22 protein-coding genes are annotated in these 21,898 nt (G+C 60.9%); 21 read left to right on the forward strand and 1 reads right to left on the reverse strand.

Features of this window, described 5'->3' with window-relative positions; genetic code table 11:
* Positions 1 to 8: 8 nt before the first annotated feature.
* The 7 genes from fliM to flhB all read left to right on the forward strand — a co-directional run bounded on the left by fliM (position 9) and on the right by flhB (position 4,914).
* Positions 9 to 977, forward strand: coding sequence for a flagellar motor switch protein FliM (gene fliM / locus BM321_RS21280; protein WP_053120288.1), 969 nt, complete (start codon positions 9 to 11; stop codon positions 975 to 977).
* 71 nt (positions 978 to 1,048) lie between these two features.
* Entirely contained in the window at positions 1,049 to 1,507 is a 459-nt protein-coding gene (fliN, locus tag BM321_RS21285) for a flagellar motor switch protein FliN (RefSeq protein ID WP_072408512.1), read from the forward strand.
* Positions 1,508 to 1,945 carry a flagellar biosynthetic protein FliO gene (gene fliO / locus BM321_RS21290; protein WP_092444587.1) on the forward strand — a complete coding sequence of 146 codons (438 nt, stop codon included), beginning with the start codon at positions 1,508 to 1,510 and terminating at the stop codon, positions 1,943 to 1,945.
* Positions 1,945 to 2,694 carry a flagellar type III secretion system pore protein FliP gene (gene fliP / locus BM321_RS21295; protein ID WP_092331793.1) on the forward strand — a complete coding sequence of 250 codons (750 nt, stop codon included), beginning with the start codon at positions 1,945 to 1,947 and terminating at the stop codon, positions 2,692 to 2,694. The genes fliO and fliP overlap by 1 nt, the downstream gene beginning before the upstream one ends.
* Before the next feature lie 23 nt (positions 2,695 to 2,717).
* Complete coding sequence (fliQ, locus tag BM321_RS21300; RefSeq protein WP_053178505.1) at positions 2,718 to 2,987, forward strand: flagellar biosynthesis protein FliQ; 270 nt, start codon at positions 2,718 to 2,720, stop codon at positions 2,985 to 2,987.
* Positions 2,988 to 2,991: 4 nt separating this feature from the next.
* A complete protein-coding gene (fliR, locus tag BM321_RS21305; RefSeq protein WP_092444588.1) occupies positions 2,992 to 3,774 on the forward strand; it encodes a flagellar biosynthetic protein FliR in 783 nt (260 codons plus the stop codon).
* 3 nt (positions 3,775 to 3,777) lie between these two features.
* Entirely contained in the window at positions 3,778 to 4,914 is a 1,137-nt protein-coding gene (flhB, locus tag BM321_RS21310) for a flagellar biosynthesis protein FlhB (protein ID WP_092444590.1), read from the forward strand.
* Positions 4,915 to 4,959: 45 nt separating this feature from the next.
* Here the strand turns inward: flhB and BM321_RS21315 are convergent, their stop codons facing one another.
* Positions 4,960 to 6,918 (reverse strand): hypothetical protein, encoded by a 1,959-nt coding sequence (locus BM321_RS21315; protein ID WP_092444592.1) that lies wholly within the window; start codon positions 6,916 to 6,918, stop codon positions 4,960 to 4,962.
* Positions 6,919 to 7,188: 270 nt separating this feature from the next.
* Here BM321_RS21315 and flhA point away from each other — a divergent pair, with 270 nt between their 5' ends.
* The 14 genes from flhA to BM321_RS21385 all read left to right on the forward strand — a co-directional run bounded on the left by flhA (position 7,189) and on the right by BM321_RS21385 (position 21,580).
* The gene (flhA, locus tag BM321_RS21320) at positions 7,189 to 9,318 is read left to right on the forward strand and encodes a flagellar biosynthesis protein FlhA (protein ID WP_092444593.1); all 2,130 of its coding nucleotides are present in this window, start codon (positions 7,189 to 7,191) and stop codon (positions 9,316 to 9,318) included.
* A gap of 11 nt (positions 9,319 to 9,329) precedes the next feature.
* Positions 9,330 to 10,679, forward strand: coding sequence for a flagellar biosynthesis GTPase FlhF (flhF, locus tag BM321_RS21325; protein ID WP_092331803.1), 1,350 nt, complete (start codon positions 9,330 to 9,332; stop codon positions 10,677 to 10,679).
* Positions 10,680 to 10,794: 115 nt separating this feature from the next.
* Entirely contained in the window at positions 10,795 to 11,625 is an 831-nt protein-coding gene (gene fleN / locus BM321_RS21330; protein WP_003184001.1) for a flagellar synthesis regulator FleN, read from the forward strand.
* Positions 11,622 to 12,365 (forward strand): RNA polymerase sigma factor FliA, encoded by a 744-nt coding sequence (fliA, locus tag BM321_RS21335; protein WP_014337177.1) that lies wholly within the window; start codon positions 11,622 to 11,624, stop codon positions 12,363 to 12,365. Before fleN ends, fliA begins: the two co-directional genes overlap by 4 nt.
* A gap of 166 nt (positions 12,366 to 12,531) precedes the next feature.
* Entirely contained in the window at positions 12,532 to 12,903 is a 372-nt protein-coding gene (locus BM321_RS21340; protein ID WP_003199125.1) for a chemotaxis response regulator CheY, read from the forward strand.
* Between the two features lie 18 nt (positions 12,904 to 12,921).
* A complete protein-coding gene (locus tag BM321_RS21345; RefSeq protein ID WP_092444595.1) occupies positions 12,922 to 13,707 on the forward strand; it encodes a protein phosphatase CheZ in 786 nt (261 codons plus the stop codon).
* 30 nt (positions 13,708 to 13,737) lie between these two features.
* Positions 13,738 to 15,990, forward strand: a complete 2,253-nt coding sequence (locus tag BM321_RS21350) for a chemotaxis protein CheA (protein ID WP_092444597.1) — start codon at positions 13,738 to 13,740, stop codon at positions 15,988 to 15,990.
* Positions 15,991 to 16,038: 48 nt separating this feature from the next.
* Complete coding sequence (locus BM321_RS21355) at positions 16,039 to 17,172, forward strand: protein-glutamate methylesterase/protein-glutamine glutaminase (protein ID WP_092444599.1); 1,134 nt, start codon at positions 16,039 to 16,041, stop codon at positions 17,170 to 17,172.
* Positions 17,172 to 17,912, forward strand: coding sequence for a flagellar motor protein (locus BM321_RS21360; protein WP_003199135.1), 741 nt, complete (start codon positions 17,172 to 17,174; stop codon positions 17,910 to 17,912). The genes BM321_RS21355 and BM321_RS21360 overlap by 1 nt, the downstream gene beginning before the upstream one ends.
* Positions 17,913 to 17,927: 15 nt before the next feature.
* Positions 17,928 to 18,812, forward strand: coding sequence for a flagellar motor protein MotD (gene motD, locus BM321_RS21365; RefSeq protein ID WP_092331811.1), 885 nt, complete (start codon positions 17,928 to 17,930; stop codon positions 18,810 to 18,812).
* Between the two features lie 49 nt (positions 18,813 to 18,861).
* A complete protein-coding gene (locus tag BM321_RS21370; protein WP_072408494.1) occupies positions 18,862 to 19,653 on the forward strand; it encodes a ParA family protein in 792 nt (263 codons plus the stop codon).
* 96 nt (positions 19,654 to 19,749) lie between these two features.
* Positions 19,750 to 20,625 carry a CheW domain-containing protein gene (locus BM321_RS21375; protein ID WP_092331816.1) on the forward strand — a complete coding sequence of 292 codons (876 nt, stop codon included), beginning with the start codon at positions 19,750 to 19,752 and terminating at the stop codon, positions 20,623 to 20,625.
* Between the two features lie 72 nt (positions 20,626 to 20,697).
* Complete coding sequence (locus BM321_RS21380) at positions 20,698 to 21,183, forward strand: chemotaxis protein CheW (RefSeq protein ID WP_003199144.1); 486 nt, start codon at positions 20,698 to 20,700, stop codon at positions 21,181 to 21,183.
* 1 nt (position 21,184) lies between these two features.
* The gene (locus BM321_RS21385; protein ID WP_060738629.1) at positions 21,185 to 21,580 is read left to right on the forward strand and encodes a DUF2802 domain-containing protein; all 396 of its coding nucleotides are present in this window, start codon (positions 21,185 to 21,187) and stop codon (positions 21,578 to 21,580) included.
* Positions 21,581 to 21,898 lie beyond the last annotated feature (318 nt).

The raw sequence follows: 21,898 nt of genomic DNA on the forward strand, positions 1-21,898 counted from the left end.
AACACGACATGGCCGTGCAGGACCTGCTGTCCCAGGACGAAATCGACGCGCTGTTGCATGGTGTCGACGACGGTCTGGTACAGACCGAAAACGCTGCTGAACCGGGCAGCGTCAAAAGCTACGACCTGACCAGCCAGGATCGCATCGTTCGCGGACGCATGCCGACCCTGGAAATGATCAACGAGCGTTTCGCCCGGTACACTCGCATCAGCATGTTCAACATGCTGCGCCGCTCGGCCGACGTGGCTGTCGGTGGCGTGCAGGTGATGAAGTTCGGCGAGTACGTGCATTCGTTGTACGTGCCCACCAGCCTCAACCTGGTGAAGATCAAGCCGTTGCGCGGCACCGCGTTGTTCATCCTCGACGCCAAGCTGGTGTTCAAGCTGGTGGACAACTTCTTTGGTGGCGACGGTCGTCACGCCAAGATCGAAGGTCGTGAATTCACCCCGACCGAGCTGCGGGTGGTGCGCATGGTGCTGGAACAGGCCTTCATCGATTTGAAGGAAGCCTGGCAGGCGATCATGGAAGTGAACTTCGAGTACATCAACTCGGAAGTGAACCCGGCCATGGCCAACATCGTCGGGCCGAGCGAAGCCATCGTGGTCTCGACCTTCCACATCGAACTCGATGGCGGTGGCGGCGACCTGCACGTGACCATGCCGTATTCGATGATCGAGCCGGTGCGCGAAATGCTCGACGCCGGTTTCCAGTCGGACCTCGACGACCAGGACGAACGCTGGATCAACGCCTTGCGCCAGGACGTGCTCGACGTCGATGTGCCGATCGGCGCGACAGTCGCCCGGCGCCAGCTGCGTCTGCGGGACATCCTGCACATGCAGCCGGGGGACATCATCCCCGTCGAGATGCCGGAAGATATGATCATGCGCGCCAATGGCGTGCCGGCTTTCAAGGTCAAGATGGGCTCTCACAAAGGCAACCTGGCGTTGCAGGTGATCGAGCCGATCGAACGCCGCTGAGCGGTGTCAACTTCTCAAGTTTGTAACGGATTTTACGTTTTTTACTGATTTTTGCCCGCCGAGGACAAATGATGGCTAACGATATGAACACCCAGGATGACCAGGCGCTGGCCGACGAATGGGCTGCGGCCCTGGAAGAAACCGGCGACGCCGGGCAGGCCGACATCGATGCCTTGCTGGCCGCCGACAGCGGTAATCACGGCTCCAACCGCCTGCCGATGGAAGAGTTTGGCAGCGTGCCCAAGAGCAACGAACCGGTGACGCTGGATGGGCCAAACCTGGATGTGATCCTCGACATCCCGGTGTCGATCTCCATGGAAGTGGGCAGCACCGATATCAACATCCGCAACCTGCTGCAGCTCAACCAAGGCTCGGTGATCGAGCTGGACCGCCTGGCCGGCGAGCCGCTCGACGTGCTGGTCAACGGCACCTTGATCGCCCATGGCGAAGTGGTGGTGGTCAACGAGAAGTTCGGCATTCGCCTGACGGACGTGATCAGCCCGAGCGAACGCATCAAGAAGTTGCGCTGAGTGAAAGGTTTCTTCGCCGCAGCGTCGATGCTGCCATTGAGCGTGCTGGCGGCCGAACCGGTTGCCACGGCGGCCGTTGCGCCGGCGGCAGGCAGTGGGGTCGCCGGACAACTGGCGCAACTGGTGCTCGGCTTGCTGTTGGTGCTGGGCTTGATCTTCTTTCTCGCCTGGTTGTTGCGCCGCGTGCAGCAGGCGGGACCGGCCGGCAAGGGCCAGGTCATCGATATCGTCGGTTCGCGCGCGCTCGGGCCGCGCGACCGGCTGGTGCTGGTGCAGGTCGGCAATGAGCAGATCCTGCTGGGCCTGAGCCCGGGCACCATCACCGCCTTGCACGTCCTCAAGGAGCCGGTGCAGGTACCCTCCACCGAGCCGGCCAGCCCCGAATTTGCCCAGCGCCTCATGGAGCTGCTGGGGAAAGACCAGAAGGATAAAAAGTAATGCCGTTGCGCATTCTGTTGGCATTGGCCCTGATGCTGGCCGCACCGTTGGCGTTCGCCGCCGATCCGCTGTCGATCCCGGCGATCACCCTGGGGACCAACGCCGAAGGGGCCCAGGAGTACTCGGTCAGCCTGCAGATCCTGTTGATCATGACGGCGCTGAGTTTCATCCCGGCGTTCGTCATGCTGATGACCAGTTTCACCCGGATCATCATTGTCTTTTCGATCCTGCGCCAGGCCCTGGGCCTGCAACAGACCCCCTCGAACCAGATCCTCACCGGCATGGCGCTGTTCCTGACCCTGTTCATCATGGCGCCCGTGTTCGATCGGGTGAACCAGGATGCGCTGCAACCCTACCTGGCAGAAAAAATCACTGCCCAGGATGCCGTGGCCAAGGCCGAGGTGCCGATCAAGGATTTCATGCTGGCCCAGACCCGCAGCAGCGATCTGGAGCTGTTCATGCGCCTGTCCAAGCGCACCGACATCCCCAGTGCCGACCAGGCGCCGCTGACGATCCTGGTGCCGGCGTTCGTGACGTCCGAGCTGAAAACCGCGTTCCAGATCGGGTTCATGATCTTCATCCCGTTCCTGATCATTGACCTGGTGGTCGCTAGCGTGCTGATGGCCATGGGTATGATGATGCTCTCGCCGCTGATCATTTCCCTGCCGTTCAAGATCATGCTGTTTGTGCTGGTGGACGGCTGGGCGTTGATCATCGGTACGCTGGCGGGCAGTTTCGGCGGTGTTTAGGCCTTTTGTGCGGGTAGGACGATATGACGCCTGAAGTAGCGGTAGACCTGTTCCGTGAAGCGCTCTGGCTGACGACCGTGATGGTTGCCATCCTGGTGATCCCCAGCCTGCTGGTGGGGTTGCTGGTGGCGATGTTCCAGGCCGCGACCCAGATCAACGAACAGACCTTGAGCTTCCTGCCGCGCCTGCTGGTGATGCTGGTGACGCTGATCGTCGCCGGCCCCTGGATGGTACAAACCTTCATGGAATACATCCTGCAGTTGTACGGCAGTATTCCGCAGTTGATCGGCTGACCTGATGTCGATGCTCGCGCTGACGGACACCCAGATCAGTTCCTGGGTGGCATCGTTCGTCCTGCCGCTGTTTCGCGTCACCGCAGTGCTGATGAGCATGCCGGTCTTCGGCACGACCCTGGTACCCCGGCGCGTGCGCTTGTATTTCGCCCTGGCGATCACGGTGGTCATCGCACCCGGGCTACCACCGATGCCGCCGGTCAATGCCCTGGACCTCAGCGCGCTGATGCTGGTGGCCGAGCAAATCCTCATTGGCGCCTTGATGGGGTTCTCGTTGCAGCTGTTCTTTCAGGCATTCGTGGTGGCCGGGCAAATCATCTCGATCCAGATGGGCATGGCCTTCGCGTCCATGGTCGACCCCACCAATGGCGTGACGACGGCGGTGATCGCTCAGTTCCTGACGATGCTGGTGACCCTGTTGTTCCTGGCCATGAATGGGCATCTGGTGGTGTTCGAGGTGTTGACCGAGAGCTTTACCACCATGCCGGTGGGCAGTGCGTTCCTGGTCAATCACTTCTGGGAAATCGCCGGCAAGCTCGGCTGGGTCCTGGGTGCGGCGATGGTGCTGGTATTGCCGGCAATCACCGCGTTGCTGGTGGTCAACATCGCGTTTGGCGTGATGACCCGCGCGGCGCCGCAATTGAATATTTTCTCCATTGGCTTCCCGCTCACGCTGGTGCTGGGCATGGTGATTTTCTGGGTCAGCCTGGGGGATATCCTCAATCAGTATCAACCGCTGGCCATCCAGGCCTTGCAGCTTCTACGCGACATGGCACAGGCACGCTGAACCATGGCCGAGAGCGAGAGTGGTCAGGACAAGACAGAAGACCCCACGGAGAAGCGCCTGCGCGAATCCCGTGAAAAGGGCGAGACCGCCCGCTCCAAGGAGCTCAACACGCTGGCGATCATGCTGGCCGGGGCGGGCGGGTTGCTGATTTATGGCGGCGGGTTGGCCCTGGACCTGCTGGAAATCATGCGTCTGAATTTCTCCCTGCCCCGCGAGGTGCTGCTGTCTCCGGGGGCCATGTCCCAGTATCTGCTGCACTCGGGCAAGATCGCGATCCTGGCGGTGCAGCCGGTTCTGATCTGCTTGCTGTTGGCCGCCTTGATCGGTCCGATTTCCTTGGGTGGCTGGTTGTTCGCCGCCGGTAGCCTGGCCCCCAAGTTCAGCCGGATGAACCCGGCCGCCGGTCTCAAGCGGATGTTTTCCACCACGGCACTGATGGAGTTGCTCAAGGCATTTGGGAAGTTCCTGCTGGTGCTGTTCGTCGCGCTGACGGTGTTGCAGAGCGACATCGACGATCTGCTGCGCATTGCTCACGAACCGCTGGAACAGGCAATTATCCACAGCGTGCAGTTGGTGGGCTGGAGTACGTTGTGGATGGCGTGCGGCCTGATCCTGATCGCCGCCATCGACGTGCCGATCCAGCTGTATCAGAGCAAGCAGAAGCTGATGATGACCAAGCAGGAAGTGCGCGACGAGCACAAGGACGCGGAGGGCAAGCCGGAGGTCAAGCAGCGTATCCGTCAATTGCAGCGCGAGGTCTCCCAGCGGCGGATGATGGCGGCCATTCCCGATGCCGATGTGGTCATCACCAACCCGACTCACTACGCCGTCGCCCTCAAATACGACCCCGAAAAAGGCAACGCGCCCGTGTTGCTGGCCAAGGGCAGTGACTTCCTGGCGCTGAAGATCCGTGAGATCGCCGTGGCCAATGAGGTGATGCTGCTTGAGTCCCCGGCGCTGGCGCGATCGATTTACTACTCCACCGAACTCGATCAGGAAATCCCCGGGGGGCTGTACCTGGCCGTGGCCCAGGTATTGGCCTACGTCTACCAGATCCGCCAACACCGCGCGGGCAAGGGCAAGCGCCCCGAGCCGCTCAAGGATTTGCCGATTCCGCCGGATTTGCGGCGTGATTCCTAGCGGGCTCGAACATTGTGCGGTGGCGATGCACGGGTTCCTGCATCATTAGTCCTCAGCGGCCGATTCTTCGCTGGCGCTAAGGTGTCTGCGCCACTTTCTTGTGGAAGCGATGTATCGGAAGACGAGCGTGTCGCCTTTTTTAAGTTGTACGGAGGCGCCTGTTTCCAGGTTGCTGCCCATGACCGTGGCTGTCAGGGTAGCGTTAGAGGTCAGGATGACTTCGTCGTCCTGCCAGGCTGTGACAGGCAGGGTGATTTCCCTGACCCAGTCGCCGTCCCTGAAGTGCACTCGCGTTTCTTCAGTGCCGGTATCTATCATCTGGGCACCGGCCTGGGCCGCGCCGTAGGAGTGTATGGCGGTCTTGACGGCCTCCCAGGTGAGTTGGCTGTTGAGCATGAAGAGGTACCGGTCACCCCGTTGGCAGCGGTAGACCCTCTGGTCGGGGCGGCGATGGATCTCGCTATGCCAGCCTTCGGTAGCCGTTATCTCGGAAGATATCTCGACATAGCTGTAGATTGGAGCAGAGGAGGGTAGATAGATGTGGTCCGTCCAGTTGTAGTCCTCGGTCCGATAGCTGATGAATTTTTCATCGGCGCGGACGGCGGGGATGTTGTCTCCCGACGTGTTGGGGGAATAGACAGCCGCCGGTTGCAATATCCATTTTCCTTGGCTGCTGTCGTACATGAACAGCAGAATATTGCCTTGGGCCAGGATCATGCTGCCTGTCGGAATGTTGCTGTTGGTAACTTGCAGATTTGTATTCCATTGGGCTTTGCAGATGATGAGCAAGGTGGCGTTTCTCAGTCCGCTTGCGGGAAGCCTCATTGTATCGATCCAATTACCGTCGTACGTCTCCACGGCGATTGCCTGATGACCGTGGGGAATGTAGCCATTGGCGGGAAGGTTCTGAGGGGTCAGATAAAGAGAAGTCCGACCTTTGCTCCTGAAGCTGTTGGCATGAATGCAATTATCGATATGCCGGTGGCGCAAGGACCAGTCGGTGTTGATGATGTAGAACTTCATGATCGGCGAATCGTCTGCGCCCGCTGCAAACCAGTTCATGACGTCCGGTGACATATCGTCCGGTTGCCCGACTTTAGTGTATTTGTGGGCTTGGATGGAGCGCAGTTCATACTCCGGCTTTATCTCATTACCGACTTGATCGATAAAACTCTTCAGCTCGCTGCTGGAGGGCGTGTCCTTTTGTATCCAGCGATGATTGACCCCGGGCCAGAACAGCGGATCCCGTTGGCTGTGGTTGTAGGCAATCACCACATTTTTCTGCAAAGCCCACAGCTGCCTGAGCGACAAGACATTCCACTTGGGTTCGATCAGTCTGCTGCCCAGCCGATTCTTAATAATCGTGGCCAACTCGCGATGTGCCGCGTCGGTAAAGTTCTTGAATTGATGGAAGTCGAGGATGACCACCTCGTTGCCGTAAGCGGTGTAGAGGTTGATGGCAGCTTGAAGGCAGTCGCCTTCGATGGTTCTTCTGGAGTTCAAACTGTGGTAAATCATGAATCTTTTCGCATCCCCCACGTCATAGCCGAAAAAGAACTCAACCCTTAAGTCCAGCACCCGGATCCCTGTTTGCAACTGGCTGTGGGGGGATACGTCCTGGCAGGTTTCATAGCTGTTGGAGTAGGGCGCCTGTTTATCCATCGCCGAGTTGTGGGTCCCGGGCAGTATCATCTCGTCGATGCGCAGGCTCGCAGTGGCGCTGGGGTAGTAGCCCATCCAGTTTGGTCGCACATTATTGAACGGGGTGCAGATTCCGCTGTTGATACTGCCGCTCGGGCACCAGCCTACCCTGGGTGTCGAGAGCGGTTCATCGCCAGGTGCGGGATCGCAACGGGTAGGCTGCTCGGTATCGGGATATTCAGCGGGAGGATAAGGGGCAAGCTCGGGCGCCACATAGGGCTTCAACACGCCATGCTCGTCCAGGTCGTCTGGATGTACGCCCATTTGTTCAGCCAGTTCGACGAGGGAAATATTCTTGGTCATGACAGGCCTCCGTCTAAGGGGGGCTGAATCGATCATTGCAACCTCCCGAGTGGCCATTCAATACCTTTGTTGCCGTCTCGACCACTCACAGAAGTACTAGGTTGACGCTTTTGAAGTTTCGTGCTTGTAGGGGGGGGGCTATGTTCCGGGCCGGGTGCTCTCATCCGAGTCAATTTCCTATCGCTTCCAAAGTTGGACGGCTTTTTGCAAAAGCAGGCCATATGACGCTACCAGCGTCAAAAGTTTGCTTCACAGGAACGGGGAAAATCGGTGGATCGCTCACAGTTACTCAGCACCGCGCGCAGCAACGTCGTAGACCTCAGCCGGGGTAATCTGGGCGTGCCGCTGTTGCTGCTGGTCATGCTTGCCATGATGATGCTGCCGGTGCCGCCGTTCCTGCTGGACGTGTTCTTCACGTTCAACATCGCCCTGTCGATCGTCGTGCTGCTGGTGTGCGTCTACGCCCTGCGGCCACTGGATTTCGCCGTCTTCCCGACCATCCTGCTGGTGGCCACGCTGTTGCGCCTGGCGCTGAACGTGGCGTCCACCCGCGTGGTGATGCTCCATGGCCAGGACGGGCACGCCGCCGCCGGTAAGGTGATCCAGGCCTTCGGTGAGGTGGTGATTGGCGGTAACTACGTGGTCGGTATCGTGGTCTTCGCCATCCTGATGATCATCAACTTCGTCGTGGTGACCAAGGGCGCCGGGCGGATTTCCGAGGTGAGCGCGCGTTTCACCCTCGATGCGATGCCCGGCAAGCAGATGGCGATCGACGCCGACCTCAACGCCGGCCTGATCGACCAGAGCCAGGCCAAGCTGCGGCGCCTGGAAGTGGCCCAGGAAGCCGAGTTCTACGGTTCCATGGACGGTGCCAGCAAATTCGTGCGCGGTGACGCCATCGCCGGCCTGTTGATTCTGTTCATCAACCTGATCGGCGGCATGGCTGTCGGCATCTTCCAGCACAACATGTCGTTTGGCGACGCGGGCAGGGTCTACGCCTTGTTGACCATTGGTGACGGTTTGGTGGCGCAATTGCCATCACTGTTGTTATCCACAGCGGCCGCGATCATGGTGACCCGTGCTTCGGGCTCCGAAGACATGGGCAAGCAGATCGGTCGGCAGATGTTCGCCTCGCCCAAGGCCCTGGCCGTTGCCGCTGGCCTGATGGCGGTAATGGGCCTGGTGCCGGGGATGCCCCATATTTCCTTCCTGAGCATGGCGGCCATGGCGGCCGGTGGCGCCTACCTGTTCTGGAAGAAGCAGAACGCACAGAAGGTCCAGGCCCTGCAAGAGGTCAAGCGCCAGCAGGAGCTGCTGCCGTCGCCGGCCCGCGCCATGGAAACCAAGGAACTGGGCTGGGATGACGTGACCCCGATCGACATGATCGGCCTGGAAGTCGGCTATCGCCTGATTCCCTTGGTCGACCGTAACCAGGGTGGTCAGTTGCTGGCGCGGATCAAGGGGGTGCGCAAGAAGCTCTCCCAGGACCTGGGCTTCCTGATGCCCACCGTGCATATCCGCGACAACCTCGACCTGGCGCCGAGCGCCTATCGCCTGACCTTGATGGGAGTGATCCTGGCCGAAGCCGAGATCTACCCCGACCGCGAATTGGCGATCAACCCGGGCCAGGTCTATGGCAGCCTCAACGGCATCACCGCCAAGGATCCGGCTTTCGGCCTGGAAGCGGTGTGGATCGAAATCAGCCAGCGGGCCCAGGCCCAGTCCCTCGGTTATACCGTGGTGGACGCCAGTACCGTGGTGGCGACCCACTTGAACCAGATCCTGTACAAGCACTCCAGCGAGCTGATCGGCCACGAGGAAGTCCAGCAACTCCTGCAAGTGCTGGCCAAAGGCTCGCCGAAACTGGCTGAAGAGCTGGTGCCGGGCGTGGTTTCGTTGTCGCAGTTGCTCAAGGTGCTGCAGGCGCTGCTGGCCGAACAAGTGCCCGTGCGCGACATACGCAGTATCGCCGAGGCCATCGCCAACAACGCCTCCAAGAGTCAAGATACCGCCGCCTTGGTGGCTGCGGTTCGGGTCGGCGTGTCCCGCGCAATCGTCCAAAGCATTGTAGGCACTGAGTCTGAGCTGCCTGTGATCACCTTGGAGCCAAGGTTGGAACAGATATTGCTCAATAGTCTGCAGAAGGCAGGACAAGGCTCGGAAGAGGGTGTTCTGCTGGAGCCAAGCATGGCCGAGAAGCTGCAGCGTTCGCTGATCGAAGCAGCCCAGCGGCAGGAGATGCAAGGCCAACCGGTGATCCTGCTGGTGGCCGGTCCGATTCGCGCGATGCTCTCGCGATTCGGTCGCCTCGCGGTCCCGGGGCTGCATGTGCTGGCGTACCAGGAAATACCGGACAACAAGCAAGTGACCATCGTTGCGACAGTAGGGCCCAACGGCTGAGGTAGTGGTTTATGCAAGTGAAGCGTTTTTTCGCCGCCGACATGCGTCAGGCCATGAAACTGGTTCGTGACGAGCTGGGCGCTGAAGCAGCCATCATTGGCAACCGTCGTATCGCCGGCGGTGTCGAGCTGACGGCGGCCCTGGATTACAAACTGTCTGCGCTGGCCCCGCGGGTTCCGAACATGGAACTCGAAGACGAGCTGCGCAAGACCCAATCGCGCATCGCCAGCGCCCAGGCCGAACTGAGCCTGCGCAGCAGCGAAGGCGAGGGTGCCCCGGGCACCAATCGTCAATTGTTCGCCGGTCAGCCACTGACCGCCGGCCTGCCGTTGACCGCTGCCGAGCCGCTGATCGAGCAGGCCCAGGCCCAACCGCGTCGTCCGGAGCCGGCACCCGCCGCGCCTGCCCGTGGGCTCGACCCGCGCGCCCTGGACTCGATGCGCTTCGAACTCAACAGCCTGCGCGAGCTGATGGAAGTCCAACTTGGCTCCCTGGCCTGGAACCAACTGCAAGGCAGCCGTCCGGCCCAGGCCAACCTGTGGCGTCGCCTGCAACGCATCGGCTTGTCCGGCCCGCTGTCCCGGGACCTGCTGGCGCTGATCAATGGTATCGAAGAGCCTCGCCAGGCCTGGCGCATGTTGCTGGCGCACCTGGCGCGGATGATCGCCACGCCGGAAGTCGAGCCGCTGGAGGAGGGCGGGGTGATTGCCATGGTCGGTCCTGCCGGCATGGGCAAGACCACCACCCTGGCCAAGCTCGCCGCCCGTTATGTACTCAAGTACGGCGCCCAGAGCATCGCCCTGGTGAGCATGGACAGTTTCCGCATCGGTGCACAGGAACAACTCAAGACCCTGGGCCGGATCCTCAATGTGTCGGTGACCCATGTGGATCCGGGCCAATCCCTGGCCCAGGCGCTGGAGCCGCTGCTGCGCAAACGCGTCGTGCTGATCGATACCGCGGGCCTGCAAGCCAGCGATCCGGCCCTGCGCATGCAGCTCGAAAGCCTGGCCGGACGCGGTATCAGGTCAAAAAATTATCTCGTGTTGGCAACCACCAGCCAGAAACAGGTTCTAACCGCCGCATACCACAGCTACAAACGCTGCGGACTGGCTGGCTGCATCCTGACCAAGCTGGACGAAACGGCAAGCCTGGGCGAGGTACTGAGCCTGGCGATCGGTCATGAACTGCCGGTGGCCTACCTGACCGATGGGCCGCGGATCCCGGATGATTTGCATCTGCCGCGCCGTCATCAGCTGGTCAGCCGTGCCGTGAGTGTGCAAATGCAGGAAGAACCCAGCGAAGAAGCCATGGCTGACATGTTCGCTGACATCTACCACAGCCCGACCAAACAGGTCGGCTGAGGTAATCATGAATATTTTTTGTACCTACATCGATGGTCTGCCATGCATTGTTCCTTATGCGAACGCGCAGCCAGTAATGTGGCCTCCGTCTAAGAAGACAAGGTAAAGAACGAACATGGGCAGCATGCATCCCGTACAGGTGATCGCGGTGACCGGCGGCAAAGGTGGCGTCGGGAAGACTAACGTGTCAGTGAACTTGTCCCTGGCTCTGGCAGAGCTTGGCCGACGGGTCATGCTGCTGGACGCCGACCTGGGCCTGGCGAACGTCGACGTGCTGCTGGGGCTCACCCCCAAACGCACCCTGGCGGACGTGATCGAGGGCCGTTGCGAACTGCGCGACGTGCTGCTGCAGGGGCCGGGCGGGATTCGCATCGTGCCGGCTGCCTCCGGCACCCAGAGCATGGTTCACCTGACCCCGGCCCAGCACGCGGGCCTGATTCAGGCCTTCAGCGACATCGGCGACAACCTCGATGTGCTGGTGATCGACACCGCGGCCGGCATCGGCGACTCGGTCGTCAGTTTCGTCCGCGCCGCCCAGGAAGTGCTGCTGGTGGTCTGCGACGAACCGACGTCCATCACCGATGCCTACGCCCTGATCAAACTGCTGAACCGCGACTATGGCATGAACCGCTTCCGCGTCCTGGCCAATATGGCCCAGAGCCCGCAGGAAGGGCGCAACCTGTTCGCCAAGTTGACCAAGGTCACCGATCGCTTCCTGGACGTCGCCCTACAATACGTCGGCGCCGTGCCGTACGACGAAAGCGTACGCAAGGCCGTCCAGAAGCAACGTGCCGTTTATGAAGCTTTTCCACGTTCCAAATGCGCGCTGGCGTTCAAGGCGATCGCCCAGAAGGTCGATACCTGGCCACTGCCGGCCAACCCCCGCGGGCATCTGGAATTTTTCGTCGAGCGTCTTGTGCAACAAACAGCAGGGCCCGTGCTATGACAGCCAGCGGTTACAACCATCTCTATAAAAAATCGGCACGGGACGCCCAATACGAATTGATCGAGCGTTATGCGCCACTGGTCAAGCGTATTGCCTACCACTTGCTGGCGCGGTTGCCGGCCAGTGTCCAGGTCGAGGACTTGATCCAGGCCGGCATGATCGGCCTGCTTGAAGTGTCGAACAAATACGACGCCAGCAAAGGTGCCAGTTTCGAGACCTATGCCGGTATTCGCATTCGCGGGGCGATGCTCGATGAAGTCCGCAAGGGCGATTGGGCGCCGCGTTCGGTGCACCGTAATACCCGCATGGTCAGTGACGCGATTCGGGCAATTGAAGCGAAAACCGGGCGTGACGCTAAAGATCACGAAGTTGCGGCCGAACTCCAGTTGAGTCTCGACGATTATTACGGGATTTTGAACGATACCTTGGGCAGCCGCCTGTTCAGTTTCGACGACCTCTTGCAGGACGGCGAACACGAAGGGCTGCACGAGGATAACGCGAGTGCTCACATGGAGCCGTCGCGTGACCTGGAAGATGAACGTTTCCAGAGTGCGCTGGCGGATGCGATTGCCAATTTGCCGGAGCGTGAGCGGCTGGTCTTGGCGCTGTACTACGACGAAGAGCTGAACCTCAAGGAAATCGGTGAGGTTCTGGGGGTCAGCGAATCGCGGGTCAGCCAGTTACACAGCCAGTGCGCGGCCCGTTTGCGGGGGCGTTTGGGGGAGTGGCGAGCGCGCTGACAGGCAGTGTGGGGACACTGCGACGAGGCTGGCCTGGCAAGTGCTGCGCCAGTCTCCATCCGTTGTGCTCCAGACCGTTGTCGAGTGTTGTGCCGGATTGATTGAAATGGCGCGTCCAGGTGCTGGGCGCGTTTAAGACTGCTTGGAGGTCGAATTGGACAAGAACATGAAAATCCTCATCGTTGATGACTTCTCAACGATGCGGCGGATCATTAAAAACCTGTTGCGTGACCTTGGGTTCACCAACACGGCCGAAGCAGATGACGGGACCACTGCGCTCCCGATGTTGCATAGTGGCAACTTCGATTTTCTGGTCACCGACTGGAACATGCCGGGCATGACCGGTATCGACCTGCTGCGCCAGGTGCGTGCCGACGAGAAACTCAAGCATCTTCCGGTGTTGATGGTCACTGCCGAAGCCAAGCGCGAGCAGATCATCGAAGCGGCCCAGGCCGGTGTGAACGGCTATGTGGTCAAACCCTTCACGGCCCAGGCGTTGAAAGAGAAGATCGAAAAAATCTTCGAACGCATCGGTTAACGGCGCCACGGGGGAGCTATGGACAACGAATCTTCAATGGGCGATTTCGAATCGACCCTGAAAAAACATGCCCGCGAACTGGTCGAGAGCCTTGAAAAAGGTCGCTTTGGCGATGCGGTTCAAATGATCCATGAGCTCAACCAGACCCGTGACCGCGGTCTGTATCAGGAAGTGGGCAAGCTCACGCGTGAACTGCACAGTGCGATTGTCAATTTCCAGATCGACCCGCACATGCCGCAGGCCGAGGAAGTCTCGCAGATCACCGACGCCACCGAGCGCCTGGGGTATGTGGTCAAGCTGACCGAAGCCGCGGCCAACCGCACCATGGACCTGGTGGAAAGCGCTACGCCGCTGGTCAATGGCCTGAGCGAAGAAGCCCAGGCCTTGAGCACCGACTGGGGCCGGTTCATGCGTCGTGAGGTCGGTGCTGAAGAGTTTCGGGAGCTGGCCCGCCGGGTCGACGGTTTCCTGACGCGCAGCAGCACCGAGAACCGCGCCGTGGCAAGCAACCTCAACGACATTCTGCTGGCCCAGGACTATCAAGACCTGACCGGCCAGGTGATCAAGCGTGTGACCCAGTTGGTCACCGAAGTGGAAAGCAACCTGCTCAAACTGGTGTTGATGGCCAGCCAGGTCGACCGCTTTGCAGGCATCGAACACGACCGTGAAGCGATGCTTGCTGAAAAAGATCCACAAAAACATCTCTCTCAGGGTGAAGGTCCGCAAATTCATGCCGATAAAAGAGAAGACGTTATGTCCGGTCAGGACGATGTGGACGATTTGCTGTCCAGCCTTGGATTCTGAGTTTTAGCCCTGTTTTAGGAGCAGCCATTAATGAGCTTCGGCGCCGATGAAGAGATCCTTCAGGATTTCCTGGTTGAGGCCGGCGAGATTCTAGAGCAACTGTCTGAGCAACTGGTCGAGCTGGAAAGTCGACCCGATGATGCAGACTTGCTCAATGCAATTTTTCGCGGTTTCCACACTGTAAAAGGAGGCGCCGGCTTCCTCCAGCTCAACGAGCTGGTGGAGTGCTGTCACATTGCCGAGAACGTGTTCGACATCCTGCGCAAGGGTGAGCGCCGCGTTGACTCGGAATTGATGGACGTGGTGCTCGAAGCGCTGGATGCGGTCAACAGCATGTTCAGCGAAGTGCGCGAGCGCTCGCCGATCACCCCTGCCACCCCCGAGTTGCTCGCCGCGTTGGCACGCCTGGCCGAGCCGCAATCGGCTGACGAAGCGGCACCGGTTGCCGAAGCGGTGGTTGAAGAGCCGGTCGCCGAAGAATCGGGCGACATCACCGATAACGAATTCGAACAGCTGCTGGACTCCCTGAATACCGTCAAGGCCCAGGCCGAGGCGCCGGCCGCTCAGGTCGCTCCTGCTGCGCAAGCCGCCGGGGCTGGCAGCGATGAAATCACCGATGCCGAGTTCGAGTCGCTGCTCGACCAGCTTCACGGCAAAGGCCAGTTCGCGCCGGATGCGGTCGTCCCGCCGACGGCTCCGGCCGCCCCGAAAGCGGCGGGCGACAGTTCCGACATCACCGACGACGAATTCGAAGCGCTGCTCGACCAGTTGCATGGCAAGGGCACCTTTGCCGTTGACGCGCTGGATTCGGCCATCGCTTCAGCACCGACCCCGGCCAAGCCTGCCGCGGCTGCCGCTGGCAGCGATCTGATCAGCGACCACGAATTCGAATCGCTGCTCGATGAATTGCATGGCAAGGGCAAGTTCAGCGAAGTCGGTACGGCGTCTGCCGCGCCTGCCGCCACCGCGGCGGCACCGGCGGCCAAGGCTGCTGCACCCAAACCCGCCGCCAAGGCACCGGAACCCAAGGCCGAGCCCGCCAAGCCTGCCGCTGCCGCCGCGGCGCCAGCCCGGGCTCCGGCGGCTGCACCAGCGGAAAAACCGGCCAGCGAAGCCGAGACCACCGTTCGTGTCGATACTGCGCGCCTGGACGAGATCATGAACATGGTCGGCGAACTGGTGCTGGTGCGTAACCGTCTGGTGCGCCTGGGCCTCAACAGTCAGGACGAAGCCATGTCCAAGGCCGTGTCGAACCTCGACGTGGTCACGGCCGATCTGCAGACCGCGGTCATGAAGACCCGGATGCAGCCGATCAAGAAAGTCTTCGGGCGCTTCCCGCGCCTGGTTCGCGACCTGGCTCGCCAGCTCAAGAAAGAAATCAACCTGGAACTGGTGGGTGAAGAGACCGACCTCGACAAGAACCTTGTCGAGGCCCTGGCCGACCCGCTGGTCCACTTGGTGCGCAACGCGGTCGACCACGGCATCGAGTCGCCGGAAGAACGCGAAGCGTCGGGCAAGGTCCGCAGCGGCAAGGTGATCCTGGCCGCCGAGCAGGAAGGCGACCATATCCTGCTGTCGATCTCCGACGACGGCAAAGGCATGGACCCCAACGTGCTGCGTTCCATCGCGGTGAAACGCGGTGTAATGGACAAGGATGCCGCCGACCGCCTGAGCGACACCGAGTGCTACAACCTGATCTTCGCCCCGGGTTTCTCGACCAAGACCGAGATTTCCGACGTGTCGGGTCGTGGCGTGGGCATGGACGTGGTGAAAACCAAGATTTCCCAGCTCAACGGTTCGATCAACATCTACTCGACCAAGGGCCAGGGCTCGAAGATCGTCATCAAGGTCCCGTTGACCTTGGCGATCATGCCGACCCTGATGGTGATGCTGGGCAACCAGGCCTTCGCCTTCCCGCTGGTCAACGTCAACGAGATCTTCCACCTCGACCTGTCGCGCACCAACGTGGTCGACGGCCAGGAAGTGGTGATCGTACGGGACAAGGCATTGCCGCTGTTCTACCTCAAGCGCTGGCTGGTCAGCTCCGCGGCTCATGTGGAACAGGGCGAGGGCCATGTGGTGATCCTTTCGGTGGGCACCCAGCGGATCGGCTTCGTCGTCGATCAGTTGGTGGGCCAGGAAGAAGTGGTCATCAAGCCGCTGGGCAAGATGCTACAGGGCACCCCGGGCATGTCCGGCGCCACCATCACCGGCGACGGCCGCATCGCGTTGATTCTCGATGTGCCAAGCATGCTCAAGCGTTACGCCGCCCGGCGTATTTGATTCTGGAGGAGGGCGGCCCAGGGCCGCGCCTCGTCTAACGGAGTGTTTATGGTAGTTAAAGTCCTGGTGGTGGACGATTCGGGTTTTTTCCGTCGCCGTGTCTCGGAAATTCTTTCGGCGGACACGAGTATTCAGGTCGTCGGTACCGCGACTAATGGCAAAGAGGCGATCGATCAGGCCCTGGCACTCAAGCCGGACGTGATTACCATGGACTACGAGATGCCGATGATGGACGGCATCACGGCCGTGCGGCATATCATGCAGCGCTGCCCGACCCCGGTCTTGATGTTCTCGTCCCTGACTCACGAAGGCGCCCGGGTAACCCTCGATGCGCTGGACGCCGGGGCGGTGGATTTCCTGCCGAAGAATTTCGAAGACATTTCGCGCAACCCCGACAAAGTCCGGCAGTTGCTGTGCGAAAAGGTCCACAGCATTTCCCGCAGCAATCGTCGTGTCGGTGCCTACAGCACACCGGCGCCAGCCCCGGTTGCGGCGCCAAGCCCCGCGCCAGCGCCGACGGCATCGAGCGGCTTCAATCCGGCCCCGGTACGCAGCGCCCCGGCACCTGCGCCGACGCGTTCGGCACCTGCCAGTGCAACGTCGCCGGCACCCAAGCGCAAAGCCTACAAGCTGGTGGCGATCGGTACGTCCACGGGCGGCCCGGTGGCGCTGCAACGGGTCCTGACCCAGTTGCCGGCCAACTTCCCGGCGCCCATCGTGCTGATCCAACACATGCCGGCGGCGTTCACCAAAGCGTTTGCCGAGCGTCTGGACAAGCTGTGCAACATCAACGTCAAGGAAGCCGAGGATGGTGACATCCTGCGTCCGGGCCTGGCCTTGTTGGCGCCGGGTGGCAAGCAGATGATGATCGACGGCCGCGGTGCGGTGAAGATCCTGCCGGGCGACGAGCGCCTGAACTACAAGCCTTGCGTGGACATTACCTTCGGTTCCGCGGCCAAGTCCTACGGTGACAAAGTTCTGGCGGTGGTGCTCACCGGCATGGGGGCCGACGGTCGCGAAGGCGCACGGCTGCTCAAGCAGGGCGGCAGTGCGATCTGGGCCCAGGACGAAGCCAGTTGCGTGATCTACGGCATGCCGATGGCTATCGTCAAAGCCGATCTTGCCGATGCGGTGTACGGTCTGGACGACATCGGTAGACACCTAGTCGAGGCCTGCCTGTAATGGATGTGCTCAGCCTGATTGGCATCATCATGGCGTTCGTCGCCATCATAGGCGGCAATTATCTGGAAGGCGGTCATCTGGGCGCGCTGGCCAACGGCCCGGCGGCGTTGATCGTGCTGGGTGGCACCATTGGCGCGGCGCTGTTGCAGTCGCCCATGAGCGCTTTCAAGCGGGCCATGCAGGTGCTGATATGGATTCTGTTCCCGCCCCGTGTCGACCTGGCCGGTGGCATCGACCGCGTGGTGAACTGGAGCCTGACCGCTCGCAAGGAAGGCCTGCTGGGCCTGGAAGGGGTGGCTGACGCCGAACCCGACAGCTACTCACGCAAAGGCCTGCAACTGCTGGTGGACGGCGCCGAGCCGGAAGCCATCCGCAGCATCCTGGAGGTGGATTTCTACACCCAGGAAAGCCGTGACATCGAAGCGGCCAAAGTCTTCGAAAGCATGGGCGGCTACGCGCCGACCATTGGCATCATCGGTGCGGTGATGGGCCTGATCCATGTGATGGGCAACCTGGCCGATCCGTCGCAACTGGGCAGCGGCATCGCCGTGGCGTTCGTCGCCACGATCTACGGCGTGGCCAGTGCCAACCTGGTGCTGCTGCCCATCGCGGCCAAACTCAAGTCCATCGCGTTGCGCCAGTCGCGTTATCGCGAAATGTTGCTGGAAGGCATCCTGTCGATCGCCGAAGGTGAAAACCCGCGCTCCATTGAATTGAAGCTCCAAGGTTTCATGGACTGATGGGAGGCATGGGAAATGGCACGTCGCAGGCATCGTGAAGAACACGTCAATCATGAACGCTGGCTGGTTTCCTATGCCGACTTCATCACGTTGCTGTTCGCTTTTTTCGTGGTCATGTATTCGATTTCGTCGGTCAACGAAGGCAAATACAAAGTCATTTCCGAGGCGTTGATCGGGGTCTTTACCGACTCCGACCGCGCCCTCAAGCCGATTCCCATCGGTGAAGAACGGCCCAAGACCACCACTCCGGCCAAGCCCTTGGTCAAGGACAGCGAGCAGGTCGATGCCGGTATCGCCGGCAGTAGCGATCCGTTGAAAAGCATCGCCGACGACATCAGCGCGGCGTTCGGTGACCTGATCAGCTCCAACCAGATGACCGTGCGCGGCAACGAGCTGTGGGTCGAGATCGAACTCAATTCCAGCCTGTTGTTCGGCAGCGGCGACGCCATGCCCAGCGACATGGCGTTCAACATCATCGATAAGGTCGCGACGATCCTCAAGCCCTTCGACAACCCGATCCATGTCGAAGGTTTCACGGACGACCAGCCGATCCGTACCGCGCAATACCCGACCAACTGGGAACTGTCCTCGGCTCGTTCGGCGAGCATCGTGCGCATGCTGGCGATGCAGGGCGTGAACCCCGGTCGCCTGGCCTCGGTGGGCTACGGTGAGTTCCAGCCGGTGGCCAACAACGCCACGGCCGAGGGACGTGCGCGCAACCGGCGGGTGGTGCTGGTGGTGTCGCGTAACCTCGATGTACGTCGTAGCCTGACCGGTACCGGTACGGCCAATGCAACCCCGGATGCGGCATTGAAGCGGGCTGGCACACAAACTGCACCGGCTCCGGTCAAGTCGCCGGGAAGACAGAGTGCCGTCAATTCTCCGTCACCCGCTTTATAACCGAGCTATTTCTCGGTCGAGCCTGTTTCGGCCGGGAGGAACGATCCGAATGAGAGTCTGGGCAGTCGCCAATCAAAAAGGTGGTGTGGGCAAGACCACATCTTCCATCGCTTTAGCCGGGTTGCTGGCCGAGGCGGGTAAGCGCGTGGTCATCGTCGATCTGGACCCCCATGGCTCGATGACCAGCTATTTCGGCTACGATCCCGACAGCCTGGAGCACAGCAACTTCGACCTGTTCCTGCACAAGGGGGTCGTGCCCGAGGGCTTGCCGGGGCAGTTGTTGCTGTCCACCAGCGACGAGCGGATTTCCCTGTTGCCGTCGAGCACCGCCCTGGCCACCCTGGAGCGACAATCGCCCGGGCAGAGCGGCCTGGGCCTGGTGATCGCCAAGAGTCTGGCGCAGCTGTGGCAGGATTTCGATTACGCGATCATCGACAGCCCGCCGTTGCTGGGGTTGCTGATGGTTAATGCTCTGGCCGCCAGTCAGCAATTGGTGATCCCCGTGCAGACCGAACATTTGGCCGTCAAGGGGCTGGAACGCATGGTCAATACACTGGCGATGGTCAATCGCTCGCGCAAACAGACGCTGGCCTTCAACATCGTACCGACGCTGTTCGACCGTCGCACCCAGGCGTCCCTGGGGACCCTGCGGGTATTACGGGACAAGTACCCGGATGACATCTGGCAGGGTTATATCCCCGTCGACACCCGCCTGCGGGATGCCAGCCGCGCCGGTGTGACCCCTTCGCAATTCGATGGCAAGAGCCGTGGCGTGCTGGCTTACCGAGCGCTGCTCAAGCATCTGCTGGCCCAACAGCTTGTTTCGCAGCAGGTGGCTTAAGGTGACGAGGCTTTCCACTGGCAGTGTGTTCGCTTGCGAACGCTCAAGTCCTGCCGCATTCATGCCGATAACCTCTTCAAGTGGCGCACTGTTCCTATGAGCCGCCCAGTAAAGACAACCTCGCGTCCGCAAATGGCCCTGCAGTCCTATCTGGATGGGCTGTTGCAGGAAGCGACCGAAGAACTGCCACCGCCGCCAGGCGTGATCGAGGCGTTGCCCGAACACGTCGAAGCCGAGGGTGTGCTGGATGAATTTCAAGCGGCCGTGCTCGAAGAGCAGGCCCGTGACGCACAGAAATCAGTGGTGGCCGCGGCGGTCGAAGCACCGTTCATCAAGCCACAACTGGCGGTAATGGAGGCACCTGCTCCGATCCTGGCGCCGGTCTCGACCGTTGCCCCGTTGCTGCAGGGGCTGGTGACGCCGGTGGTGGAAGTCCACTTGCCGCCGAGCAACCCACCGCCACCGGTGCCGGGCGACGACCGTCCGGCCTGGGCCGCCGAGCCGTTCGAGTGTTTGTTGTTCGATGTGGCCGGGTTGACCCTGGCGGTGCCGCTGGTCTGCCTGGGATCGATTTACTCCCTGGCCGGGCAGGAGCTGACGCCGTTGTTCGGCCAGCCGGAATGGTTCCTCGGGATCCTGCCGAGCCAGGCGGGCAACCTGAAGGTACTGGATACGGCGCGCTGGGTGATGCCGGACCGTTATCGCGATGATTTTCGCCAGGGTCTGCAATACGTGATCTCGGTGCAAGGTTATGAGTGGGGATTGGCGGTGCACCAGGTCAGCCGTTCGCTGCGCCTGGATCCGAACGAGATCAAGTGGCGCAGCCATCGAGGGCAACGGCCATGGCTGGCCGGTACGGTGATCGAGCACATGTGCGCCTTGCTGGACGTTGCCGAGCTGGCGGAGTTGATCGCCAGCGGCGGGGCAAAACACCTGGGCGGCAGCAAGAAGCCGGTCCAGAAACCGAAATAAGACAACCGGTGGCGCACAGCGTCGCCGGACAGAATACACGCCGCCACAGGCGGTTTTTCGAGGGGTCAAGGTATGAATGATAAGGCGTCGTCTCAAAAGGGTTCTGAAGATCCGATTCTGCAATGGGTGACCTTCAAGCTCGATAACGAAACCTACGGCATCAACGTGATGCGCGTTCAGGAAGTGCTGCGCTATACCGAGATCGCCCCGGTACCGGGTGCACCCAGCTATGTGCTGGGCATCATCAACCTGCGTGGCAACGTGGTCACCGTGATCGATACCCGTCAGCGCTTCGGCCTGATGAACGCCGAGATCAGCGACAACACCCGGATCGTCATCATCGAAGCCGACAAGCAAGTGGTTGGCATCATGGTCGACAGCGTCGCCGAAGTGGTTTACTTGCGTCAGTCGGAAATCGAGACGGCGCCGAACGTGGGTAACGAGGAGTCCGCCAAGTTCATTCAAGGCGTGTGCAACAAGAATAACGAGTTGCTGATTCTGGTTGAACTGGACAAGATGATGAGCGAAGAAGAGTGGTCGGAACTGGAGAGTATCTGATTTGATTCTTGAGGTAGCAGTCATTGTCCTGTTCCTTTTCTGGGCAGGTACGCTGGCGATGTTCTTGGCATACATACGTGGCCAGCGGCAGATTGCCGCTCAGCAGGCCCAGGGCGATGCGCTGCGCGACCAGCGCATCAAGGACCTGGCCAAGCGCGTCGACGATTACCAGAACGGCACCGTGCGCATGGGCGAAGCGCTCCATGAGCTGCGTGCCGTGGTTGCGCCGTTGCCGGACAAACTCGCCCAGTTGGAACAGCGTGACCCCTCCAGCCTGTCCTTCGCCCAGGCCGCCCGCCTGGTGGGCATGGGCGCCAGCGTCGACGAACTGACCCAAGCCTGCGGCCTGACCCAAGCCGAGGCGGAGTTGATGAGCAAGCTGCACCGAGGCGGCTGATCGCTTTCATCGCAGCATTCATGTGGGAGCGAGCCTGCTCGCGATAGCGGTGTGACCGTCGACAGCGATGTTGAATGTGAGCCCGTCATCGCGAGCAAGCTCGCTCCCACAGTTTTTTCTGGCGTTCACACACTGATCATTCCAGTCAGCCCGTAACCCCCGTGGCGAGGGAGCTTGCTCCCGCCGGCCGGCGAAGCAGGCCCCAGCACTTTGCCCGCGCTCTGTCGCAGCACTTATGTGGGAGCGAGCTTGCTCGCGATAGCGGTGTGACCGTCGACAGCGATGTTGGATGTGAGCCCGTCATCGCGAGCAAGCTCG

The sequence above is a fragment of the Pseudomonas sp. NFIX10 genome, assembly GCF_900111955.1.
In the GTDB taxonomy this organism is placed as follows: Bacteria; Pseudomonadota; Gammaproteobacteria; order Pseudomonadales; family Pseudomonadaceae; genus Aquipseudomonas; species Aquipseudomonas fluorescens_AA.